Here is a 22,569-nt window from a genome sequence, read left to right as displayed (position 1 = left end):
TTTACTTCTTGACTAACGAAAAATACATGCCTAGTAACTCTTCTGTTCGGTTACGCAAGCGGACGTTTAAGTAGCGTCGTTCATCTTCATAACCTCCATGTATGAATACATACTCGGTGAATGTATCATCCGTCTTACTGCGTATGACTTTCATATTATGGCGACTCAAGTAGAATCTTGTTTCTTTTAGTTCGGCTTGTACAAGCTTGGTTGCATCGTCAATTAGTTTGACATAGGGCCCTTTCAATTTGAAAGGGCCCTTTTTAAATGAATCTCGGTCCTGTTCTAAAATGATAAGAATCATTGGCAAATAAATCATGCTTTCAAAATGCGGTAGTGCCTCTGAAGAAATTAAAGCCATTGCAACCACTCCTCACCTTCAAGAAACATATGTTCTTATAATAACTATATGCCTTCTTTAGTGAAAAATCAACAACCAGATTCAGGTAAATTTCCCCTCCTTTGAATAACCCTTGAAGGAGAACCAGCTCCATTCATAAATATTCCAAATCGGATTTTTAATCATAAATAAAAGCTAAACTAATTGTTTGAATTAGTTTAGCTTAAAAATAGCCCATCATGATGTTTACATGATGTTTACATTATATAAAGAATACTGGTGTATTAACTATATGACTTTCAATAAAATATAATAGCCAGAGGTTTTCAATACATTTACTTCTTCTCATCATTACCAATATAATGGACCGACGCCACTTTCCACTCACCATCATCTTTTGTAAATAAAGTAACTTGTCTACCACTCGGATTCGTTTCAAGACCTGAATCCAACTGCTTCACCGAAGTTGTAAGATTTGTGAACACTTGAGCCTCCTCATCTTCATACTTAACGATTACCACATCAGAAACTTCACGTTTAATATCCAATTTACTGAATGTATCCTCTAATTTCACACGCTCTTGTATCTTATCAAAGCTCTCTGTTCGTTCCGAAAGTGTATCAATGTATCGGTCGATATCTTTGTCGTTGAATGCGTCGATATAAGCATTAAATGCAGCCAAAATCTGTTCTTTTTCATTAGCAGGGACACCCGCTACCTCTTCAATCGTCTCTCCTATCAGATTGAATCCCACCTTCTTCTCTTCTACAACTGTACTATCCTTGCTACATGCACCAAGTATGAGAACGCTCGACATGATCATTACGAAAAGTCCTTTTTTCATCTTTATTCCTCCCGCATAAGTAAAAGGGCCGCTCCAAACGGCGGAAGGCCCTTCAATCTTCATTCGAAAATGGGATTACTTAACTTCTACCCAACCGTTCTTAATTGCGGTGACAACTGCTTGTGTCCGGTCATTCACAGCCATCTTTTGTAATATACTCGATACATGGTTTTTAACCGTCTTTTCAGAAATGAAAAGCGTTTCTCCTATCGTTCGATTACTTTGCCCGTCCGTAAGCAATTGCAACACTTCACATTCACGCTTTGTCAGCAAATGAAGGGGGCGACGAATTTCATTTTGTTGAAATGACCCCTTATGTTCACGCTCACTTAAACGGCGGAATTCCGTTACAAGATTATGTGTCACCTTTGGATGAAGGTATGAACCACCTGACGCAACGACTTTAATTGCTTGAATAATTGCATCCGTATCCATCTCTTTCAACATATATCCAAGTGCACCTGTTTTCATTGCATGTGAAACATACGATTCATCATCGTGAATTGATAACATAATTACTTTTGCATCGGGATTTTCCTCGATGAGAAGCTCTGTTGCTTCAACACCATTCATGCGTGGCATATTAATATCCATTAGGACTACGTCTGGTGCATATTCTTCATAAAGCGCCTGTACTTCGCATCCGTCATCCCCTTCGGCTACAACGTCAAACGAATCTTCAAAATCTAGAATTCGCTTAACACCTTCGCGGAAAAGCTGGTGATCGTCTACAATTAATATTTTCGTCATCATGATTTCCTCCCAATACATCTAATCGTCCAACAAATTATTTTGTAGCGGTATCTGAAAAAGTATACTCGTTCCACTACCAGGCATTGAATTGATTGTCACATTTCCCTTTAACAACTCAATTCTCTCCTTCATACCGATAATACCAAAAGACTTATCTTTCACTTCATTTTTGTCAAAGCCTTGTCCACTATCTTTAATACTAATATTCATTATATCGCGAAGCCATTCAATTTTCACCCAAATGTCCTTGGCTTTTCCATGTTTCAATGCATTTGTTACGGCTTCTTGCACAAGTCGGAAAATAGACACCTCCAAATCCGAGCGAAAACGTCGCTCATTTCCAGTATCCCAGAAATGAATTGTAGTTCCTTTCTCATATTCCTCAATTGTAGATAAATACTTTTTCAATGTTGGTATCAAACCTAAATCATCAAGTGCCATAGGGCGAAGATCATATATGATACGCCTCACTTCATAAAGCGCGGTTCTCACCATGTCCTTTAGGTCTTTTAGTTCAGAAAATGCTGCTTCAGAACCTTTTTCGACATATGTTTTTTCTATCAATCCCGATCGAATCAAGACATTCGCCATCATTTGCGCTGGTCCATCATGAATATCACGGGACAATCTTTTACGCTCCTCTTCCTGTGCCTGAATAATTCGTATACCGAATTCTTTCTTATATCTCGCAGTTTTAAGCGCTTCTCCAACATCTTTCAAGTCAGATGTTAAGTAATTAACAACAGTCGCCACTTGGGTAACAAGTTGATCTGCCCGCATGATTGTTTCTAAAAGGGTAGCAAGACGTCTTTCCAATTCGTCCCGCCGACCTCGTAATTGCTTTTCCTCCATCCTGTTGACAGATAATTGAACAAACAAATCATTCGCAGTTTCATAAGAACTCTTCACCTGACTTTCCGAATAGCACACAAAGTTCTTCGAAACATCCGCAAGTCTCCTTCGAGAGTGTTGAGTCATCTTCTCCAGGTAATCTCCTTCAGTTATTACCCGGGAAATATCTTCCTTGACAAGGATGAGCTCTTTTTGCATCTCTTCTAGGTCTCGACGGCTCTGTTCACTTATAATGTAGAGATCATTCTTCGACTGATCCATTACACGAACCATACTATTGAAAATGGTTTCAAGCGCTTGAATATTAATTGAATTTCCCTTCAATAAATTCCCTCCTACCCATAGATTGGGAAGTTGTGTAATGTAAGGAATGTAGTAGGAATGGTGAATTCCTTTCACACTTCATTTATTATATCATCATAGGACCAAATGGATATTAAAATTGCATTACAAGTGACGGAGGTGCCGCAAATGCGAGCAGATTATACTACAGTTAAAAATTATGGTGAAAGCGAGTTAACGATTCAAAAGTCAAGATTCCTGACTTATGTGAAACGTGCTGAATCGGAGGAGGAAGCACTTAACTTCATCCACAATATCAAAAAGCTACATCATACAGCGACACATAATTGTTCTGCGTATATAATTGGCGAACATAACACAATCCAAAAGGCCAATGACGATGGTGAGCCTTCCGGAACAGCAGGCATCCCCATGCTGGAAGTATTAAAAAAGCAAAATCTGAAAGATACGGTCGTCGTAGTAACCCGCTATTTCGGGGGCATTAAATTGGGGGGGGGTGGACTGATACGTGCTTACGGTCGAGCAACAACAGAAGGAATCATTGCAACAGGAACTGTCAAACGGAAACATCATTATTTAATGAAAGTAACAATTGACTATACTTGGCTTGGTAAAGTCGAGAACGAAGTAAGAAAATCAAAATACCAATTAAAAGAAATTGCCTATACAGATGGGGTTGACCTTTTCATGTATGTTGCCGTTGGGGAAATAGGTGACTTCACCTCATGGATGATTGAATTGACTAGGGGGCACGCGAAAATGCTGTCGATTTCTAGTGAGTTTCTCGAATTCGATGTCTGAAACAGTGTACGTTTAGCGAAGAAGATAGTATAATGGATAATGTGTTAGTTTTATGAGTAATTAAACCATTGTGTCCCATGATGATGTCTATATCAGTTGATAGGATTTTGTCACTTATATGATCTGCTAGGGAGAATTATTTACTTGCAGATTCCGGAGGAACTTTGAATGAAGAGAAAAGATTATCAAAAGAAGAGCAAACCTTCCAAAAAGCGATTAGCCATTAAAGTATCCCTACTCGTCACTCTATCAGCTTTTCTTGTCATCGCAACCTATGCGGCTACATTGCTCAACAAGGCTGAAAAAGTGATAGAAGAGTCACACGAACCCGTTCCCAATAGACCGAAGTCCGATTTACGTGTAGTAAAGGTTGAACCGGCACACGATAACATTTCAATTCTGTTCATTGGCGTTGATGACAGTGAGGTACGACATCAAGGCGATAGTAACAGCCGATCAGACGCACTTCTTTTTGCCACACTGAATCCGAATAAAAAATCAGTAAAGCTTGTCAGTATTCCACGTGATTCATATGTCTATATCCCAGAAGTCGGATATCATGACAAAATCACGCACGCTCATGCATTCGGCGGAACAAAAGCTACCATAGAAACGGTTGAAGAAATGTTTGACATCCCGGTCGACTACTATGTGAAGATGAATTTTAATGCGTTCATTGATGTTGTCGATGCTCTTGGAGGAATTGAAGCCGAAGTTCCATACGATCGGATTGAAAAGGATGAGAACGATAAATACACAATCCACTTGAAACCAGGCCTTCAACATCTTGACGGCAAGCATGCACTGGCACTTGCTCGGACCCGCAAACTTGACAGTGATGTCGAACGTGGTAAACGCCAGCAAATGATTTTACAGTCAATCATGAAGGAAGCAGTTTCAGTCAAATCGATAACGAAGTATGGTGATGTCATCGAGGCCCTTGGTGATAACATGAAAACTGACATGACATTCAAAGAGATAACAGCGCTCTTTGAGTATGCAAATGGCGGCATGCCACAAGTCGACGCCATCAGCTTGAAAGGCGACGATTGGTGGAAAGAATATGAGTCGAGGCCTAGAGTTTACTTTTGGAAGCTTGATGATACAGATTTGAATAATGTGAAAGATCTCTTAAAAGCACATCTTGGTATCATCCCTGATTCCTCTAGCCTAACTGATAGTAGTTCCAGTCTGACCGGTTCAGCAAATAAAGCCCCTGAAGAACGTTTCAATAACTGAACCTGATATAAAAATGCTGTGCGTATTAGCGCCTGGCATTTTTATATTTCTATCATAAATCTAAAAAAACCGACCATACTACCTTAGTGAAAAGGTGTATGGTCGGTTTTTTTCAGGATACATATTCATCTTTACTTACCAATCAAACGGACAAGATTTAATAATGGTCGATAGTTCGAACCTGCAAGCCCAATGATTTCAACGAATAATTCAATTACAATTAGCATGACAATGATGAGCAAAATCGCTCCCCAAACCGTCGCTTGCGAAAACAACACTGCTGCAACGCCAAACAAGATGGCTAGACCATAAATAATTAATACTGTTTGCCTATGGGAAAATCCCGTGCGTAACAGGCAATGGTGTAAATGCGACTTATCCGGTGCTGAAATCGGTTGTTTCATGCGAATTCGACGAACAATCGCAAAAAATGTATCGGAAATCGGGACACCAAGCATAATAATCGGGATAATGAGTGAAACAACAGCAACATTCTTGAAACCTAACAACGCAAGGACCGATATCATAAAACCAAGAAACAGTGCACCTGTGTCCCCCATGAAAATTTTCGCAGGATGAAAGTTAAAAAACAGGAAACCAAGTGAACTTGCTGCGAGAATTGCAGCTGTCGCGGCAACGAATACATTCCCCATAATTATTGCCATGACCGTGATTGACAAAAGTGCAATTGTCGAAACGCCTGCTGCCAATCCGTCCAGTCCATCAATAAGGTTGATTGCATTCGTTATGCCTATGATCCAAATAATCGTGATAGGAATACTCAAGTAGCCAAAATCGAATTGACCAAGAAGCGGTAGATTGATGAAATCGATTTGCAAACCGCCCCAAGTGACAACTAGGATAGCTGCAGTTAATTGACCAGCAAGTTTAGCTTTTGCAGTAATGTCAAACATATCATCAAGGAATCCCGTTACAATAATAATGAGGGCGCCGATGAAAATACCAATCGCGTGTTCATCTTCAGGCCGTAATATGAAATAGCCAACCAGAAACGCACCAAATATAGCGAGGCCTCCAATGCGCGGCATAACAGTCGCATGTACTTTCCTATAGTTCGGATGATCGACTGCTCCAATCCGGAATGCCAATTTAATGACAAGTGGTGTAAATATAAGGGATGCCACAAAAGCGGCAGCCACAGCAAGGAATAACATGTCCTTCCTCCCTAAAAAAATCATAATTTATCAAATCAACAGTATTATAACATGTCTAGACAAGGAAAGCACTTTACTAGCTAAATATTTTCCATCCCCCACTTTCTCAGTCTGACTTACCTTTCTCTCCTCAACCTCGCTCCATCCTCTGTCTCTTCCCTTCGGCTATTAGATAATTATCAGCTCAAGGTAGTCATTTACCGTTCTTTTTGATAAAATGGGGACGGGTCCTTATTAAGGATTAGAAAAAAGGAGCGTTCAATCATGTTATCCATTTTCAAGCGTGCAAATCATACGAGCGAAAGGCAACTCCGAAAATACCGGAAGATTGTCGACCAAATAAATAAATTGGAATCTACATACGAAGCGATGTCAGATGAACAATTAACCGGCATGTCCGACACATTTCGAAATCGAATCCAATCAGGAGATACCATCCAAACCATTATCCCTGACGCTTTCGCCGTCGTCCGCGAAGCATCTAAACGAGTACTTGGCATGCGTCATTTCGACGTACAGCTTATCGGTGGTATCGTCCTATCAGAAGGAAACATCGCTGAAATGCCTACCGGCGAAGGGAAGACACTTGTCGCTTCCCTTCCGTCCTACGTCCGAGCACTTGAAGGTAAAGGTGTTCACGTCATTACAGTGAATGATTACCTCGCAAAACGGGACTACGAACAGATTGGCCAGATTCACCGCTTCCTCGGCCTTACAGTTGGCATTAACCTGCCGATGATGCAAGGTCCGGCAAAACAAGCCGCTTACAATGCGGACATTACGTATGGAGTTGGAACCGAATTCGGTTTTGATTATTTACGTGATAACATGGCTCAGCAAGCCGCGCAAAAAGTACAGCGTCCGTATCATTTCGCCATTATCGATGAGGTTGACAGCATCCTTGTCGATGAAGCAAAAACTCCGCTCATCGTCGCTGGAAAAATGCAGGCCGATGCGGATCTTCATCAAATTGCAGCACGACTTGCACAGCGATTTAAAGTTGAAGTTGACTTTGATTTTGATGATGAAACAAAAGCAACTTCACTTACTGATACAGGTATTGAAAAAGTTGAAAAAGCGTTCGGCATAGATAACTTATATGAGTTGGAACATCAGACCCTTTACCACTATATGATTCAAGCAGTGCGTGCACATGTCATTTTCAAACGTGATGTCGATTATATTGTAACAGACCAAAAAATTGAGCTTGTCGATATGTTCACTGGTCGAATCTTGGAAGGGCGTACCCTATCCGATGGACTCCACCAGGCAATCGAGGCGAAAGAGGACCTACCGATTACAGACGAGAACAAAGCGCAGGCACAAGTTACAATTCAAAACTACTTTAGAATGTATCCACAACTTTGCGGGATGACAGGTACTGCGAAAACACAAGAAAAAGAGTTTCGCGAAGTGTATGGTATGGAAGTCATTCAGATCCCAACAAACCGTCCACGCGCAAGAATTGATTCCCCTGACCTAGTCTATGAAACAATTGGGCAAAAATATAAAGCGATGGCAAAAGAAGTCGCCCATCGTAATAAACAAGGGCAACCTGTTCTAGTTGGGACAACATCCATCCTACAGTCTGAGGAAGTCGTCAAGTATTTGGATGAATATAAATTAGATTATCACTTATTGAACGCAAAAAGCGTTGAGCAGGAAGTTCACCTTATTTCTCAAGCCGGACAGCACGGACAAATTACCGTTGCGACAAACATGGCTGGCCGCGGAACCGATATTGTCCTTGGTGAAGGAGTCAAAGAGAATGGCGGACTTTTCGTACTTGGCACGGAAAAACACGAAAGCCGTCGTATTGACAATCAACTACGCGGTCGCTCGGGACGACAAGGGGACCAAGGAGAAAGCCGATTCTTCATATCCCTTGAAGATGATATGTTCAAACGTTTCGCCAAGGACGAACTTGAAAAACTTCTCAAAAAAATAACGTTGGGTGATAATGGACTTGTGCTCAATTCTGAAGTTGATGAACTGACAGAACGAACACAACGTATCGTCGAAGGTGCGCATTATTCCATGCGTGAATACAATTTAAAACTCGATGATGTCATCAATGACCAACGCGAAGTAATCTACTCACTTCGCGATAAAGTACTCAAAGGTGAGAACATCCTTGGTCAGTTGAAAACGATGCTTGAGGAGACAGTGGAGTTTGTTGTTTTCGATAGTTGCCCTGAAGAGGAAACACCAGATCTTTGGAATTTTGACCGTATCGAGCGTACAATGAATGGCTTGCTTTTAGACGCTGTTTCCATTCCACGTACACTTCAAAAGCCAACTGATGTTTTGAAGGCATACGAGGCCCCACTCGCTGACTTGCTTGCCTTTATCGATTCATTCTCAGAAAATGAACAAGTTAATCAGATGATTCCACAGGTTAAATTGACTTATATCGACACGATGTGGGTTAAGCACCTTGAAGTCATGACACGCTTGAAAGAAGGTATCGGACTTCGTTCTTACAGTCAAGAAGATCCGATGCGCATTTATCAACGTGAAGGACTGCAGCTATTCGGTACACATTATCAGAAGCTGCGTCGGGACATCGCATCTGAAGTAATTGGCTTTATGAAACTCATTACTGAACATCAGGAGGTATAACAATGAAACTTTTTTCTTTTTTTAAGAATGCTGAAAAAACAGGATTAGATAGCATAGTTGGTTCTGAAGAAATCGTTGACGGCGTAAACCAATCAGTAAATACGGACGAAGTCGAGACAACGCTCTCTCTTCATCCTGAATGGGACGTTCCACAAGAGCAGGATTATGTCTTCCGTTTCCTGTCGAATGAACTCGAACCACTCAAACCGAACCAAATTTCCCTATCCGGCATCGACATCGATGTCGAGCCAGCTAACGGTAGCTGGCTCGTAAAAGCATTTTTCCGTTCTTCACTCGATCAACAGATTTCGGTTGGATCGGTTGAACTGTTGGTACTTGATGAAGATGGAAAGACACTCGCTTCAGACGAATTCGATTTAAAGGAACTCGGTGATATTCCGGCTCGCAGTGCGAGACCTTGGGTGTTTGTCTTTACGAAAGACAATATCTTCTCGGAACAACCACCTTCAGAAAACTGGAAACTGGCATTCAACGTCCAATCGATGGTTCCTCATAAACTTGAACTAGAACAAGCTTGGGAAGATGGTCTGACAGACGAACAAAAAGTAGAACTTTCAAAAGTCGTTGAAGGTCTCCCGAAATTAAAACCACGCGAAGTAAATATTAGTGGATTCCAAGTTAAATCGCAGGATAATGGAAGCATCGCTGCCTCCATATTCATCCGGAACGGTCATTCAAAGCAAATCAACATCGAGAATCTCCCTCTCGAGCTAATTGATGCAGCCGGTGATCTTGTCGCACAAGGTTCATTTTCACTTGATTCACTATCAGTTAAAGCAAATACGTCAAAACCATGGACCTTTATCTACCCAAAAGAAATGATCCAAAAAGAGGAACCTGACTTTTCCCGCTGGACAGTTCGGGTTCCACAGCAAAACGCTTAAACGTATAAAAAGTTGCACGACTAAGTCAGAGAGATTCCGACCTAGTCGTGCAGCTTTTTATATTTACTCAAGCTACACGTAATTTTAGTATTCTAATCGCAACTTAGATGTTACATTATACACACTTTCTTAACTTTCTGAGCAATAAAAAAACGTGGGTCCGTCAAATGACGAACCCACGTTTTTTTCAAATGTTCATTTTGTAGAAGCAACTGCATTCACACCCGAGATGCGTTTTGCACCTACGAAACGATCACCCCAATAATAGGGGTCGTCCAACTTATCAACGCGCACTCCTTTTGATGTGGATGCATGCGCAAAACTTCCATCACCTATGTATATCCCTACATGCGAAACGCCACTACCGGATGTATTGAAAAATACAAGATCTCCGGTTTCTAATTCCGCTTTATTAACAGCCATTCCCGACGCATACATACCAGATGATGTACGTGACAAATCAACATCATGTTGTTTAAAAACATAACTAACATAACCTGAGCAATCAAACCCGCTAGTAGTTGTACCACCATAAGCATACTTAATCCCTGAGAGGCTTGTTGCAGTATTAGATATTGAGTCTGCTTTAGATGAGGCTTCAGCCTGTCCTGTAAAAGGCGCGACAAGTAATAAAAATACCATTGCATTGATCAAAACCGTCTTTTTCATAGCAAATGTAAGTTTCATATGTTCCTCCAATAGGGTTAATTTATCTGACAAATAATCTAAAATAACTTTAACATGATTCAAACCGTTGTTACATTACAATTATGTAACAACATCGTTACATAAAACATGATAAAAGAGTTTTGTGTAATATAGTCGTTTTTTTTTGTAAATAAACGATCCAAACTATATAAAAAACCGCATTCCATAAGCGGAATGCGGTTTCAAATTTCACTAATCAAATACGCTGGGGGGCTTTAACTTTATTCAGCAGCGATTTTGAATTTCTACACACTTTGCATTCATCTCACCACTTATTAAAGTGGGTGACTTCTGCTAAATAAAGTTAAATCTCTAGATCAGTAATGACAATTAAATCATCATGCTTCAATAATTCCGTAATTGGCCAGTCAGCCAGTACATTTCCTTCAAGAAGCTTGTTAATTGCGGGCCTCTTTTTTTCACCAAAAGCAAGCAAAATCAATTTTTTCGCACCCATAATCGAAGAAATCCCCATCGTCAAAGCCGTTTCGGGAATTTTATCATCGTTCTCAAAATATTGGCTATTCACACCTAGTGTCGATTCGGTTAGATAGGCTTCGTGTGTAACAGAGTCGGATGATGTCCCTGGTTCATTAAACGCGATATGGCCATTTTCTCCAACACCCAGAAGCTGAATGTCGAGCGGATTTTTTTCTAAAAACATTTCATACATTGCGCATTCTTCATCTAAATTCTCCGCCATACCATTAGGAATATGTGTTTCTTTGAATTTCTTCTTACTAAATAAATGTTCCACCATAAAATAGGCATAACTATTCGGACTTGTTGCCGTTACCCCAACATACTCATCTAAATTGAAAGTAACTACATTCGTAAAATCTAGATTCGATTTAGTCAATTCCTTATAAACAGGAACCATCGTACTTCCTGTTGCAAGACCAAGCACATGCAATCGGCCACTCTCAAGTTCCTCTTTTATAATATTATAGGTAAGTTCAGCACCTTTTTCTGCGTTATCAACTTTTACATGGTTTAAATTTCTCATTCAATTCAACCTTCTCTCACTAATTTTTCGCCATTCCTTCATTGTAATTTTCAGATTGAATATGGTCAACTCTAATGAAATTCATTCAGCTCTATTCGCCGCCTTCCCTTTCCTAAGCTGGAACTCTTCAAAAACTAGCATACTACTTTGTCTAAAGTATGAAGGAAGTGTGAACAAATTGTGAAATCAGGCCTTTTTTCGACTGACATAGGGATTACCCTAATTCCCATATTCGACCGCATGTTTATGATAAAGGTAAGAAGGATTTACTGCATCATGAAGAGGAGGTGTAACAATGGGGAAAGGAAATCCAAAGCAACAACAGCCAAGCCAAAACGAATCTTCTATTAATTTAAAAGGGACTTTTATTTCCGTCATGTTGTTAGGTATCTTCATCCTTATAGCTTGGTTCGGGCTGTACGCACTATTTCTATCTAGATAACGACTATATGTTAGGAGGGTAAACTATGCATTTGCATAAATACGAAAAAATATGGCTCACTCTCGGATTAGGCTCGCTCGCACTTTTCTTACTTATTATCGGTTTTGCCGCGTTCTGGAAAGGAACTCATCCACAAAGCCATATCGAAACAATCGATCCACAAAACGTGGAGGCATATGAGGCTTTCAAACCTGAAAACCTTGGCGTTCGCGAAGTGGCAGACGGGAAATATATCGTCAACATGGTCGCTTCGGCTTTTAATTATGATTTTGGAACAGACATAGACGAGAAAGCGGTCAAAACAATCCGTATCCCGAAAGATTCCACAGTGCTTTATCAAATTACTTCAAAGGACGTTGTACACGGCTTCCAAGTTGCGGGAACCAACGTCAATATGATGGTTGAGCCCGGCCACATCAGCCGTTATGAGACGGTAATGAAAAATACCGGGACTTTTACTGTTGTCTGTAATGAATACTGTGGCGTCGGTCATCACCAGATGTATGGAACAGTGGAGGTGTATGAATAATGTCTAAAAATTACCTATTATTCTCTAAACAAGAGTCTAGGTTGTATATGGCTTTTATGCACGTTACATTTGCATCTCTTCTCATTGGAGGTCTGATGGGGCTGTTGCAGACACTTGTACGTTCTGGTAAATTCACATTGCCATTCGGCATCGATTACTACACGCTCCTAACAGTACACGGCGTGATTCTCGGCCTTGTCTTTACTACTTTTTTCATTATCGGCTTCCAAAACTCGCTCATGGGGAAAACAGTCGGTATTTCTGATAAACAACGAAAAGCTGCATGGTTGGCATTCTGGATAATGCTTATCGGTACCGCCATGGCTGCAGTGACAATCCTCGTTGGTCAGGCATCTGTATTGTATACATTCTATGCGCCACTACGCGCCCATCCGGCATTTTACATTGGGCTGACGTTTGTTGTCGTCGGGAGCTGGATTGCCGCTTTCGTCAACTTCCGTCAACTTTACGTTTGGAAGAAAGCACATAAAGGTGAGAAATCACCACTTCTAGCCTTCATGGTCGTCATTAATATGATTATGTGGTTCATCGCTACTCTTGGATTGGCAGCTACTGTTATCGTTCAGTTCATCCCATGGTCACTCGGCTACGCAGAAACAATCAATGTATTACTAAGCCGTACATTATTCTGGTACTTTGGTCACCCGCTCGTCTACTTCTGGTTGCTTCCTGCCTACATGGCATGGTATGCAATCATCCCGAAAATTATTGGCGGAAAAATATTTAGTGATTCACTTGCAAGATTGGCGTTCATTTTATTCTTGATGTTTTCGATTCCGGTAGGGTTGCACCATCAGCTTACTGAACCGGGAATCGATCCTACTTGGAAATTCATTCAAGTTATTTTGACATTCATGGTTATCATCCCTTCATTGATGACAGCGTTCTCGCTTTTCGCCACATTTGAAGCAGCTGGACGCAAAAAAGGGTTCACCAGTCTTTTTGGCTGGTTTAAGAAACTTCCGTGGAAAGATGTGCGGTTCCTTGCTCCATTTATTGGAATGCTTGCGTTCATCCCAGGCGGTGCAGGTGGTATCATCAACGCATCCTACCAAATGAATGCGCTTGTCCACAATACGATTTGGATTACAGGTCACTTCCATTTGACAGTCGCAACAACTGTCGTTTTAACATTCTTTGGAATTACGTATTGGCTAGTGCCGCATCTGACAGGAAGAAGATTAACGCCGAAGTTGAACAAACTCGGTATCATCCAAGCATTCGTCTGGACACTCGGTATGGCAATCATGTCCGGTTCCATGCATATCCAAGGTCTTATCGGTGGACCACGCCGCTCCAGCTTCTCTGAATACGCAGGAGGAGAACAAGTTGCTACATGGCTCAATTATCAACTTGCACAAGCGGTTGGTGGGACGATTTTGTTCATCGGTATCATTTTGATGGTCTACATTTTCATCCAACTCAGTTTCTTCGCACCACGTGGTGTTGAAGAGTTCCCGATTGCAGACGAGGAAGAAGATGCTGAAAAATCGCCTAAAATTCTTGAAAACTGGTATTTGTGGATTGCTATTACAATTGCGCTTATCCTATTCGCATATACAATTCCGATGTTTGATATTATGAGACACTCACCTCCTGGATCAGTTCCATTTGACTGGCCGATTGGACGATAAATTCATAATTAACGCACACTGATTCTAGAAATCAGTGTGCGTTTTTTTATTGCGGTGTACGTTTTATGCACAGACTGCAAATTGATTACCAAGTTAATTAGACGATTACATAACTTTCGGGCTATAATAATAAAGGATTAATTTCAGAATACATTTATTCAAGGAGATGCAGTTCAATTGTCTATGCAAAAGAACTTTATAATCGGGCTTATGCTCTTCGCCTTGTTCCTTGGAGCTGGAAATATCATATTCCCACCCAAACTCGGACAATTGGCCGGGGATGAACTATTCATCGCCATGGCTGGATTCCTTATTACTGGAGTAGGTTTGCCACTTATCGCTATTCTTGCAATCGCCAATGCGGGTGGCGGTTTGCAAACGATTGCCGGACGTGTCCACCCTGCTTTCGGAACCATTTTCACGTTGGTTGTCTACATGGCAATCGGTCCGTTTTTCGGTATTCCACGAACGGCTACTGTTTCTTATGAAATTGGGATTATCCCGTTTTTATCGGAAAGTATGGCAAGTTCCAGTTGGCCACTTGCGTTGTTCACAATCGGCTTTTTCCTCATCACAGTGGCACTTGCTTTGAATCCAGCGAAACTCGTCGATCGTATCGGAAAAATATTGACGCCTGTCCTGTTCCTTGTCATCGGAGCGCTTGCGGTAAAAAGCATACTATCGCCGATGGGGGTTATCGGGCAACCACAAGGCGACTTTACCACGCATCCATTTTTCCGCAGTTTCGTCGATGGGTATTTGACGATGGATGTCATTGCAGCACTTGTATTTGGTATTGTCGTTATTAATACGCTTAAGGCGGAAGGTGTCACGGAAAGCCGTGCGGTCATGAAAGCAATGATCTTTGCTGGTGTCGTCGCTGCAGTTGGATTGACACTCGTCTATATTTCACTTGGATTCATTGGCGCGACAAGCGTTGATGCAATCGGTTTACAAGCCAATGGTGGAACAGTTCTCGCACTGGCTTCAAAAGTATTATACGGGCCTTACGGGTCAGTCATCCTTGCCATTACAATCATTTCCGCCTGTTTAACAACATCTATCGGGCTCGTCTCAGCATGTGCACAATATTTTGAAGAACTATTTCCGCGTTATTCTTATAGGACATTCGTGCTCATTTTTGCAGGATTCAGTGCGCTTATTGCAAATGTCGGATTAACTGAACTGATTTCAATCTCAATTCCGGTCTTGCTTATGATTTACCCACTCGCCATCGTTCTGTTGCTTATGTCATTCATTGACAAATGGTTTGGCAGAAGACCGATTGTATACATTCTGGCACTTCTTGCAACGGCATTCGTCAGTATTTTTGACGGATTACGCGGTGCAGATATCAATGTCACGCCAATCACTAAATTGCTTGCCTACCTCCCGTTTTATGATCAAAAGCTTGGTTGGCTCGTTCCCGCGATTGTTGGGGCACTCATCGGCGTCACCCTCATCCCATTTTCTAAAAAACGCGTGTAATCTTCAGATGGTTCCGCATCCCTACTATTTCGATGGTATAATGAATGAGTATTCATTAACTTGAAGGGGTGTCTGTTGACAATGAACTTTGATGAAATGACAATGGCAACTATTTGGAATGAAATCGATCGAAAACTGAACGGTGAACCTGGGCCTATCGAAGGAATGAACACATCGTATTCGTTCGATTTATCCGGTGAAGATGGTGGCATGTATGGTTTGAAGCTATTAGATAGCAAAGCTGAAATAGTTACCGGCGATCCCGGTGAAGTCGATTGTGCGCTCAAAATGGGTGTCAAAGACTTTAAGAAATTACTTGCAGGCAACTTGAATTCGACAGCGGCCTTCATGATGGGCAAACTAAAGGTGAAAGGAAATATCGGCCTTGCGTTGAAGCTTGAAAGTTTATTGAAACAATATACGTTTTAAATGAAAGTAACCGACTCCCTTTTGAAATGGGGGCCGGTTTTTATATTTCGGTAAAAGAGTACTTATGATTTCCTATTCATATACTTGTCGATTTTCCGTTTCTCCCAATCAGCCCCGAAAAACAGACGGCCTCCGAAAACGGAAAAACCGTGTACCACAATCCCAATTCCCCATCCCAGTAGAGGATAAATAAACCAGATTCCTCCTTGCAAGTAAATTAAATGAAATTACTTAAGTTTCGCACCCCTAAACATGGGATTTACAAGCAGCACTTTCCACTGAATTCCCGCGCCATCATAAGGCTTTTCCCCTATTCCAATTTGCATCGTTAAGCAGCTTTATCGTCCCCAAATAACTGATTCCCCAAAAAGGAGTCCTCAAATAACTCCTTGATGTGTATATATTCAGGAGACTTTTTGAAGGCTAGGATGTCAACAGTTCCCGATTCAGTCAGCGCAGTAATGACAACGTCCAAAAGCTCTTCAAACAAGTCCCATAATCGTTCAGCGATATTCTTTTCTACCATCTGATCTTTAATTGCATAAAACAATTCTGCTTTATTTTTAAAGTGATAATAAAGCGCGCCATGCGTACAGCCAACTTCCTTAGCGATGCTTCGCATAGATACACCCTGAAAACCTTTTTCAACAAACAATGTACGAGCATTTTGTACGATCATCCCTTTTGTTAACTCTTGAGATGCCGATTTATGAGATGGCATCGTTTCACTCCCCATTTGACCAATGGTTAATAGAAGTATATCTTAGATTGGAACCTTTACAAGAGCTAAGCGAAGTAAATTTGATGTACGAATAGGTTATCACCGTTACAGTTACCATTCGGAACCCATTTAAGGTTAATGATGGTAATAGTAACATCCTCAAAATAGCGCAATTTGTTGTAATTAAATTTCAAAAAACGATTCATCCTTTATCGCAAAGAAATTTGACACTTATTACAATAAATCTATCGTAATATTTTTGTAATACAAATTTAATTCTTTTGCATATGGAAATGTCGCCTAATAGGCCGATAGAATAGAGGAATAAGGAATGTGAACTAACAGATTATCATAGAGAGGACGAGATGGATAATGATGAAGAAGAAGAGGATCTTTTTTCCACTGCTGGCGATGCTTGTCCTTGCGACGTTCATCACAACAGGGAATGCAGATGCAGCGGCTGACTACTACACTGTCAAATCAGGTGATACACTTGGGAAAATAGCTAAGCAACACAACTTAACTATAGAAGAATTGAAAAAGTTGAACAATCTTACATCTGATACAATAAAAATTAAACAAAAATTAGTTATATATGGGAAAGAAGTTAATTCAAAGTCAGCCATAGTTCCCAAGAAAACAGTAACCGCTAATCCGAAGTTAACAACTGCCTCCTATACCGTCAAAGCAGGTGACACACTTGGGAAAATAGCTAAGCAACACAAATTAACGATAGACGAATTGTTAAACTTGAACTATCTTACATCTGATACAATAAAAATCAATCAGACGATAACTGTACCTGGAAAAATTTCAAATCCAAAATCATCCGTTGTGCCCAAGAACACATTCACTGCTAATCTAGCTTCAACGACTAGTTTCTACACTGTCAAATTAGGTGATACACTCTGGCAAATCGCTTCGCAACACGACTTAACCATAGATGAATTGATGACCTTGAACAAACTTACCTCAGACACAATAAATGTCAATCAGAAATTAATTGTACCTGGAAAGGTTTCGAACCCGAAGTCATCCATAGTGCCAAAAAAAACATTACCTCCGGCTAGTTCCCTTAGCAAGTCCGGAGGTACAAAGACGACATCCGCTACAAAAAAATCCACCTCTTCCAAAGGGACTCAGTTTGCAGCAGTCGAAGCATCACTCCCCTTTCTTGATACTCCCTCTGTTTGGGGAGGATCAACGGTGGAGGGTTTCGACAGTAGCGGATTTATATACCATGTATTCAATAATGCAGAATTATATATTCCTAGATGGGACACGCTCGGCATGTATACCAATTCCTACTATGTGGACAAGCCATTGCCTGGGGACCTAGTCTTTTTCGAAAATACATATCAGAGCGGCATCTCACATGTAGGGATTTTTCTTGGGGGAAACAATTTCATCCACTCCGGAACTAAAAAAGTTGAAATCACTTCGCTTAGTTCAATATACTGGAAAGATAAATTCACAGGCTTCAAACGTTTTAATCGGCTTAATTGATATTCACGGCTTTCCTATTATATAGGAAAGCTTTTTTGTAATTGTTTTGTGATTGCATGATAGTTTGAGCGATTGCCCGAGCTACGACCAGTATCCTTTTAGAGGAAATCAGTTCTGGATTCGAAGTCGTACAAATCTTTTTCATTCTTATAGTTCTGCTTCTTACTTCGTAAACACCACTTGCCGCAATGGGACTGTTTCTTAAGTATATCCCACGGAATATGAGTGTACGGAAAGCGCTCATGCATATCCTTTCAATCCGATTAGGAGATTCAATCGTCTATTGACCATTTTTCTGTGGATGGTTTTCATAGAATTACTAACTGCCATACAAGTTAGATACTACTTGCAGCACTTTCATTCCTACGAAAAACGAGTGGCAAATTCGATATAAAAGAAGGAAGGCAATCTGATGGTGAAATTACGAAGTTTTAAAAAGATGAACATTCCCCGCTAACTAACCTGAGTCGTCAACAACGCCGCAGTGTCCTGTGGCATTGTTGACATGACCTATATCGTGTAGGCCATCAAGTAGGAAGTGAGCTTGCTCAATTGACTCCTTTCAAAATTGCCTGTCTACGCCGGAGTCTTTAGGCCAACAGGGGGGTGAACCTCCACTAAATTGTCTACACACTTTGCAAACTCTCACCACTTATTGAAGTGGGTGACTCCTGCTGAATGCCATTAAACAGTGAGAACTTCAGTAACATTTTCTTCTTCTGGTCTTTTCGTTTGGATAAACCATATGAGAACAATTAAAACAAGGCCTATTCCACTTGACAACAGTTCAGGAATAATCAGCATAAGCCCCGCGCCGAACAGGGTAAAACGTTCCCACATTCTTGAATTACGTATGAAATAACCGATAACAGCACTGCTCACTCCAATCATGCCTAGTAATGCAGTTGTTATCCCCAATATAAGCTTCATTGGAGTGACATCGACAAAAACCAGTATTGGGTTATAGATGAACACATACGGGATGATGAAAGCCGCAATCGCTAGCTTTACCGCTGTGACACCCGTTTTAAATGGATTCGCTTTCGCGATGCCCGCACCTGCATAGGCAGCAAGGCAGACTGGTGGTGTAATATCCGCAACAATCCCAAAATAGAATACGAACATATGTGCAGCTATCGGAGCTATGCCAAACTCATTAATCAATGCAGGCGCGGCAATCGTCGCTGTCACCACATAGTTCGCCGTTGTTGGTAGCCCCATTCCAAGTATAATACAGGCAATCATTGTGAAAATTAGTGCTAAAATGAGATGTCCGTTCGACAAAGCAATGATACCTGAAGCAAACTTCGCACCTAGACCCGTCATGCTGACAACACCCGCAATGATTCCGGCAGTCGCCACAGCCGCAACGACAGGCAATGCAACTCTAGCTCCCTGTTCTAATACATAGACAATCTTTCGGAAATTCATACGTGAATCTTTTCGGATGAACGAGACGAGGAAAGCTGCTAGAATACCATAAAGGGCTGCGCGTTGCGGTGTAGAACCTGACATAATCGTACCAATAATAACAAACAATGGGGTAAGCATATACCCATTTTGAATCATAATTTTCTTAAATACCGGTAATTCAGATTTCGGTAAACCAAAAATTTTCAATTTTTTCGCTTCGAAATGCGTACCGATGAATATACCAGTGAAATAGAGCACAGCAGGAATAAGGGCAGCTAACATGATTGTAGAATAGTTGACACCTAGGTACTCCATCATAATGAATGCAGCCGCTCCCATCATCGGAGGCATAATCTGCCCCCCTGTTGAAGCTGAAGCTTCGGTTGCGGCTGCAAACTCTGGTTTGAATCCAGCTTTTTTCATCATCGGAATTGTAAATGATCCTGTTGCGACTGTATTCCCAACCGAACTACCGGAAACCGTCCCTTGAAGTGCACTCGCAACCACTGCTGCTTTTGCTGTCCCACCTGTATATTTTCCAGTTAATGAGAAAGCGAGGTCATTAAAAAACTTACCAATCGGCGTATTGACAAGAAGCACTCCGAAAAATAGGAAGAGGAATATGAACTTCGCTGAAATTTGAATCGGTGTTCCGAACACACCGCTTTCTCTATACCATAGATTCGTTGCAGTCCGATCGACCGAAAACCCTGGGTGCGAAAGGATTTGTGTCGGAACATAGTTTCCGAGAATCGCATACAGAATTGCGACACTAGCCACGATAACAATCGGAAGACCAACCGTCCTTCTCGTCGCTTCAAGAACGAGGGCGATTCCGAGCAGTGAAATAATCATATCAGGCGTGCTATAACCGGAAATCCTGCTTTGTAAAATTGAATCGAAGAAAATGATTTTGTGATATGTCACATACATCGCCATAAATGCAAGAATAATATCATACCAAGGCACTGTTTTTTGTGTCTTTCTCCATGCCTTTCTTGCGGGGTAGAGAAGAAATATGATTCCTAGCGCAGTCCCGAGATGGACCGCCCCCTGCTTTTGTGAAGGGAGAACCCCGAAGTATCCCGTATATAAATGAAAAATTGTAAGTGCGACACCGAGAAATGTTACAACCCATGCCCACTTTCCAATTTCAGTACGAAACTGATTCTCCTTATCATACTTTTCAAGAATATCTTGTGCTTCAATGACTTTCTGACCTTTCATACTCCGCCCCCTTCCTGTTTGCAGATAAGTCCTATAATCCGTTTTACTTCAATTCTTCAAGGTTATTTATTTCCGACTTTTCCCTTGTGACGATTTGAACGACTTCGGGGTAAATATGACCGATGAAAGCCGCATTTTTCACTTCATTCCCTTTGAAATCGGCATCTCCTTTTAGCGCTTGCTGGGCTGGAACATGCACTGACATTCCAAGATCCATTTGCCCATCACGAATCGACGAAAGATTTTCAACCGAAGCACCTGTTTCCGTATTCGTTACATTCATCCCATTGATATTCTTATTCCAAAGGTTCGCCATCTCTCCTCCAAGCGGATAATACGTTCCGCCTTGACTACCTGTCCCGAGGATGAACTCCTTTTTCCTATCCTTTGCATTCGCAGTCAAATTCGCTACCTCATTTTCAACCGTCAGCCCCTGTTCTTCATAATATCTTTTGGCTCCAGGATGAATTAAGAGTCCTTCCGCACCCCTAAGTGCATTTTCCAACGTCATCTGTTTGGCTTGGGCATGCGTATTTTCATCGGCATTCTCGATCATGCTTTTGGCAAGTTCATAGCCAAGTTCCTCATCAATCGTGTCAGTATTGCCTAGAAGAATTGCATATGCGGTAACCGTTTCAATATCTTCTGTTAAAAAGTCATATGTTTCTTTCGGTATTGTGAGTCTTTTATAACCTGAGTTCTCTTCGATATACTTTATCGCGTCATCTGAAAGTCCAAGCATTTTCACGTCACCAACAGAAGCTTGCAAACTTTCGATACTTGCAGCCGGCAGTCCAAGTATCCCGATGGAAACATCAATGTTTCCATCTTGGACTCCATCTGCGGCGTCCCCAAAACCTTCCAGGAATGCTTTGTAATCATCATCCTCAATTTCGTAGGCTTTCAAAATCAATTTCGACACATTATTCGTTTCACTTGCTGGAGGCCCTATTGCAATATTTTTTGCTCCTCCACCACATCCAGAAAGAACAAGCACTACTCCGAATAATACAGATACTAATGCACGCATTTTCTTTTTCCTCAACTCGTAACCCCCTCGTAACATTCCCTCCACCTTGTAAGCGCTTACATGTTTGACTTGAAAATGGTTCTCTATGAGGTCTTTTCACCTTAAAAGATGGAAGCTTATAGCAACTATACTAATTAATCTAGTAATACGCAAAGATTGTTCACTATGTTCAGACTATTATTCAAAAATATATGCAAAATACTCTCTATTCGTATATTAGTTTGTTTTAATTCGTAAATTTATAGGTTAATCATGGAGCATGAAACACGCTTCGCACATTATCAGTCGCTTCGATAGTGGGATTGGTCGCTTGATTGCGTTATCAGTCGCTTCGGTAGTGGCATTGGTCGCTTGATTGCGCAATCAGTCGCTTCGATAGTGGGATTGGTCGCTTGATTGCACAATCAGTCGCTTCGGTAGTGGCATTGGTCGCTTGATTGCGCAATCAGTCGCTTCGGTAGTGGCATTGGTCGCTTGATTGCGTTATCAGTCGCTTCGGTAGTGGCATTGGTCGCTTGATTGCACAATCAGTCGCTTCGGTAGTGGCATTGGTCGCTTGATTGCACAATCAGTCGCTTCG

20 protein-coding genes and 2 pseudogenes are annotated in these 22,569 nt (G+C 41.2%); 10 read left to right on the top strand and 12 right to left on the bottom strand.

Going from position 1 to position 22,569, the window contains the following annotated elements:
- Position 1 precedes the first annotated feature (1 nt).
- The 4 genes from H4683_RS10140 to H4683_RS10125 all read right to left on the bottom strand — a co-directional run bounded on the left by H4683_RS10140 (position 2) and on the right by H4683_RS10125 (position 3,114).
- Positions 2–361, bottom strand: coding sequence for a YhjD family protein (locus tag H4683_RS10140; RefSeq protein WP_192598722.1), 360 nt, complete (start codon positions 359–361; stop codon positions 2–4).
- A gap of 314 nt (positions 362–675) precedes the next feature.
- Positions 676–1,185 (bottom strand): YybH family protein, encoded by a 510-nt coding sequence (locus H4683_RS10135; protein WP_192598721.1) that lies wholly within the window; start codon positions 1,183–1,185, stop codon positions 676–678.
- Positions 1,186–1,260: 75 nt separating this feature from the next.
- On the bottom strand, positions 1,261–1,935 hold the full coding sequence (locus tag H4683_RS10130; protein ID WP_192598720.1) for a response regulator transcription factor: 675 nt from the start codon (positions 1,933–1,935) through the stop codon (positions 1,261–1,263).
- Positions 1,936–1,956: 21 nt separating this feature from the next.
- Positions 1,957–3,114 carry a sensor histidine kinase gene (locus H4683_RS10125; protein ID WP_225942021.1) on the bottom strand — a complete coding sequence of 386 codons (1,158 nt, stop codon included), beginning with the start codon at positions 3,112–3,114 and terminating at the stop codon, positions 1,957–1,959.
- A gap of 147 nt (positions 3,115–3,261) precedes the next feature.
- On the opposite strand from H4683_RS10125, the gene H4683_RS10120 reads away from it, so the two are divergent.
- Entirely contained in the window at positions 3,262–3,894 is a 633-nt protein-coding gene (locus H4683_RS10120; RefSeq protein WP_192598719.1) for a YigZ family protein, read from the top strand.
- A 168-nt stretch (positions 3,895–4,062) separates the two neighbouring features.
- A complete protein-coding gene (locus H4683_RS10115; protein ID WP_192598718.1) occupies positions 4,063–5,133 on the top strand; it encodes an LCP family protein in 1,071 nt (356 codons plus the stop codon).
- Positions 5,134–5,264: 131 nt separating this feature from the next.
- On the opposite strand, the gene H4683_RS10110 is transcribed toward H4683_RS10115, so the two are convergent.
- A complete protein-coding gene (locus tag H4683_RS10110; RefSeq protein WP_192598717.1) occupies positions 5,265–6,308 on the bottom strand; it encodes a glycosyltransferase family 4 protein in 1,044 nt (347 codons plus the stop codon).
- 264 nt (positions 6,309–6,572) lie between these two features.
- Here H4683_RS10110 and secA2 point away from each other — a divergent pair, with 264 nt between their 5' ends.
- Positions 6,573–8,930, top strand: a complete 2,358-nt coding sequence (gene secA2 / locus H4683_RS10105; protein ID WP_192598716.1) for an accessory Sec system translocase SecA2 — start codon at positions 6,573–6,575, stop codon at positions 8,928–8,930.
- Between the two features lie 2 nt (positions 8,931–8,932).
- A complete protein-coding gene (locus tag H4683_RS10100; RefSeq protein ID WP_192598715.1) occupies positions 8,933–9,835 on the top strand; it encodes an accessory Sec system S-layer assembly protein in 903 nt (300 codons plus the stop codon).
- Positions 9,836–10,030: 195 nt separating this feature from the next.
- Here the strand turns inward: H4683_RS10100 and H4683_RS10095 are convergent, their stop codons facing one another.
- Both H4683_RS10095 and H4683_RS10090 read right to left on the bottom strand, forming a co-directional pair.
- Positions 10,031–10,522 carry a C40 family peptidase gene (locus H4683_RS10095; RefSeq protein ID WP_192598714.1) on the bottom strand — a complete coding sequence of 164 codons (492 nt, stop codon included), beginning with the start codon at positions 10,520–10,522 and terminating at the stop codon, positions 10,031–10,033.
- Between the two features lie 325 nt (positions 10,523–10,847).
- Complete coding sequence (locus H4683_RS10090; protein ID WP_192598713.1) at positions 10,848–11,549, bottom strand: glucosamine-6-phosphate deaminase; 702 nt, start codon at positions 11,547–11,549, stop codon at positions 10,848–10,850.
- Positions 11,550–11,844: 295 nt separating this feature from the next.
- On the opposite strand from H4683_RS10090, the gene H4683_RS10085 reads away from it, so the two are divergent.
- The 5 genes from H4683_RS10085 (at position 11,845) to H4683_RS10065 (ending at position 16,092) form a co-directional block, all read left to right on the top strand.
- Complete coding sequence (locus H4683_RS10085) at positions 11,845–11,991, top strand: cytochrome c oxidase subunit 2A (RefSeq protein WP_192598712.1); 147 nt, start codon at positions 11,845–11,847, stop codon at positions 11,989–11,991.
- A gap of 25 nt (positions 11,992–12,016) precedes the next feature.
- Complete coding sequence (locus H4683_RS10080; protein WP_192598711.1) at positions 12,017–12,520, top strand: cytochrome c oxidase subunit II; 504 nt, start codon at positions 12,017–12,019, stop codon at positions 12,518–12,520.
- Positions 12,520–14,175, top strand: a complete 1,656-nt coding sequence (locus tag H4683_RS10075) for a b(o/a)3-type cytochrome-c oxidase subunit 1 (protein ID WP_192598710.1) — start codon at positions 12,520–12,522, stop codon at positions 14,173–14,175. Before H4683_RS10080 ends, H4683_RS10075 begins: the two co-directional genes overlap by 1 nt.
- Before the next feature lie 183 nt (positions 14,176–14,358).
- Positions 14,359–15,663, top strand: a complete 1,305-nt coding sequence (gene brnQ, locus H4683_RS10070; RefSeq protein ID WP_192598810.1) for a branched-chain amino acid transport system II carrier protein — start codon at positions 14,359–14,361, stop codon at positions 15,661–15,663.
- Between the two features lie 81 nt (positions 15,664–15,744).
- Positions 15,745–16,092 (top strand): SCP2 sterol-binding domain-containing protein, encoded by a 348-nt coding sequence (locus tag H4683_RS10065; RefSeq protein WP_225942028.1) that lies wholly within the window; start codon positions 15,745–15,747, stop codon positions 16,090–16,092.
- Positions 16,093–16,154: 62 nt separating this feature from the next.
- Here the strand turns inward: H4683_RS10065 and H4683_RS10060 are convergent, their stop codons facing one another.
- The 3 genes and pseudogenes from H4683_RS10060 to H4683_RS22375 form a co-directional block, all read right to left on the bottom strand.
- Complete coding sequence (locus H4683_RS10060; protein WP_225942020.1) at positions 16,155–16,304, bottom strand: 2TM domain-containing protein; 150 nt, start codon at positions 16,302–16,304, stop codon at positions 16,155–16,157.
- Between the two features lie 116 nt (positions 16,305–16,420).
- Positions 16,421–16,642 (bottom strand): annotated as a pseudogene (locus H4683_RS22380) (IS4 family transposase); the annotation flags it as partial.
- Positions 16,619–16,813 (bottom strand): annotated as a pseudogene (locus H4683_RS22375) (TetR/AcrR family transcriptional regulator); the annotation flags it as partial. The pseudogenes H4683_RS22380 and H4683_RS22375, both read right to left, overlap by 24 nt.
- Positions 16,814–17,185: 372 nt before the next feature.
- Between H4683_RS22375 and H4683_RS10050 the strand changes: the two are divergent.
- The gene (locus tag H4683_RS10050; RefSeq protein WP_192598707.1) at positions 17,186–18,319 is read left to right on the top strand and encodes a C40 family peptidase; all 1,134 of its coding nucleotides are present in this window, start codon (positions 17,186–17,188) and stop codon (positions 18,317–18,319) included.
- A 684-nt stretch (positions 18,320–19,003) separates the two neighbouring features.
- Here the strand turns inward: H4683_RS10050 and H4683_RS10045 are convergent.
- Positions 19,004–20,959, bottom strand: a complete 1,956-nt coding sequence (locus H4683_RS10045; protein ID WP_192598706.1) for a TRAP transporter permease — start codon at positions 20,957–20,959, stop codon at positions 19,004–19,006.
- Positions 20,960–21,002: 43 nt separating this feature from the next.
- A complete protein-coding gene (locus tag H4683_RS10040; protein ID WP_225942019.1) occupies positions 21,003–22,004 on the bottom strand; it encodes a TAXI family TRAP transporter solute-binding subunit in 1,002 nt (333 codons plus the stop codon).
- Between the last annotated feature and the right edge of the window lie 565 nt (positions 22,005–22,569).

It is taken from the genome of Sporosarcina limicola, assembly GCF_014873855.1.
Classification (GTDB): domain Bacteria; phylum Bacillota; class Bacilli; order Bacillales_A; family Planococcaceae; genus Sporosarcina; species Sporosarcina limicola.
Note: the sequence above shows the minus strand (reverse complement) of the source record. Positions and strands in the feature narration are given on the sequence as shown.

What these genes read in the sequence shown, in the direction of transcription:
- H4683_RS10095 (WP_192598714.1), bottom strand. Translation starts at nt 10,522, where the DNA reads ATGAAACTTACATTTGCTATGAAAAAGACGGTTTTGATCAATGCAATG.
- H4683_RS10100 (WP_192598715.1), top strand. Translation starts at nt 8,933, where the DNA reads ATGAAACTTTTTTCTTTTTTTAAGAATGCTGAAAAAACAGGATTAGAT.
- H4683_RS10085 (WP_192598712.1), top strand. Translation starts at nt 11,845, where the DNA reads ATGGGGAAAGGAAATCCAAAGCAACAACAGCCAAGCCAAAACGAATCT.
- H4683_RS10050 (WP_192598707.1), top strand. Translation starts at nt 17,186, where the DNA reads ATGATGAAGAAGAAGAGGATCTTTTTTCCACTGCTGGCGATGCTTGTC.
- brnQ (WP_192598810.1), top strand. Translation starts at nt 14,359, where the DNA reads ATGCAAAAGAACTTTATAATCGGGCTTATGCTCTTCGCCTTGTTCCTT.
- H4683_RS10065 (WP_225942028.1), top strand. Translation starts at nt 15,745, where the DNA reads ATGAACTTTGATGAAATGACAATGGCAACTATTTGGAATGAAATCGAT.
- H4683_RS10110 (WP_192598717.1), bottom strand. Translation starts at nt 6,308, where the DNA reads ATGTTATTCCTTGCTGTGGCTGCCGCTTTTGTGGCATCCCTTATATTT.
- H4683_RS10115 (WP_192598718.1), top strand. Translation starts at nt 4,063, where the DNA reads ATGAAGAGAAAAGATTATCAAAAGAAGAGCAAACCTTCCAAAAAGCGA.
- H4683_RS10140 (WP_192598722.1), bottom strand. Translation starts at nt 361, where the DNA reads ATGGCTTTAATTTCTTCAGAGGCACTACCGCATTTTGAAAGCATGATT.
- H4683_RS10080 (WP_192598711.1), top strand. Translation starts at nt 12,017, where the DNA reads ATGCATTTGCATAAATACGAAAAAATATGGCTCACTCTCGGATTAGGC.
- H4683_RS10135 (WP_192598721.1), bottom strand. Translation starts at nt 1,185, where the DNA reads ATGAAAAAAGGACTTTTCGTAATGATCATGTCGAGCGTTCTCATACTT.
- H4683_RS10120 (WP_192598719.1), top strand. Translation starts at nt 3,262, where the DNA reads ATGCGAGCAGATTATACTACAGTTAAAAATTATGGTGAAAGCGAGTTA.
- H4683_RS10045 (WP_192598706.1), bottom strand. Translation starts at nt 20,959, where the DNA reads ATGAAAGGTCAGAAAGTCATTGAAGCACAAGATATTCTTGAAAAGTAT.
- secA2 (WP_192598716.1), top strand. Translation starts at nt 6,573, where the DNA reads ATGTTATCCATTTTCAAGCGTGCAAATCATACGAGCGAAAGGCAACTC.
- H4683_RS10075 (WP_192598710.1), top strand. Translation starts at nt 12,520, where the DNA reads ATGTCTAAAAATTACCTATTATTCTCTAAACAAGAGTCTAGGTTGTAT.
- H4683_RS10130 (WP_192598720.1), bottom strand. Translation starts at nt 1,935, where the DNA reads ATGACGAAAATATTAATTGTAGACGATCACCAGCTTTTCCGCGAAGGT.
- H4683_RS10090 (WP_192598713.1), bottom strand. Translation starts at nt 11,549, where the DNA reads ATGAGAAATTTAAACCATGTAAAAGTTGATAACGCAGAAAAAGGTGCT.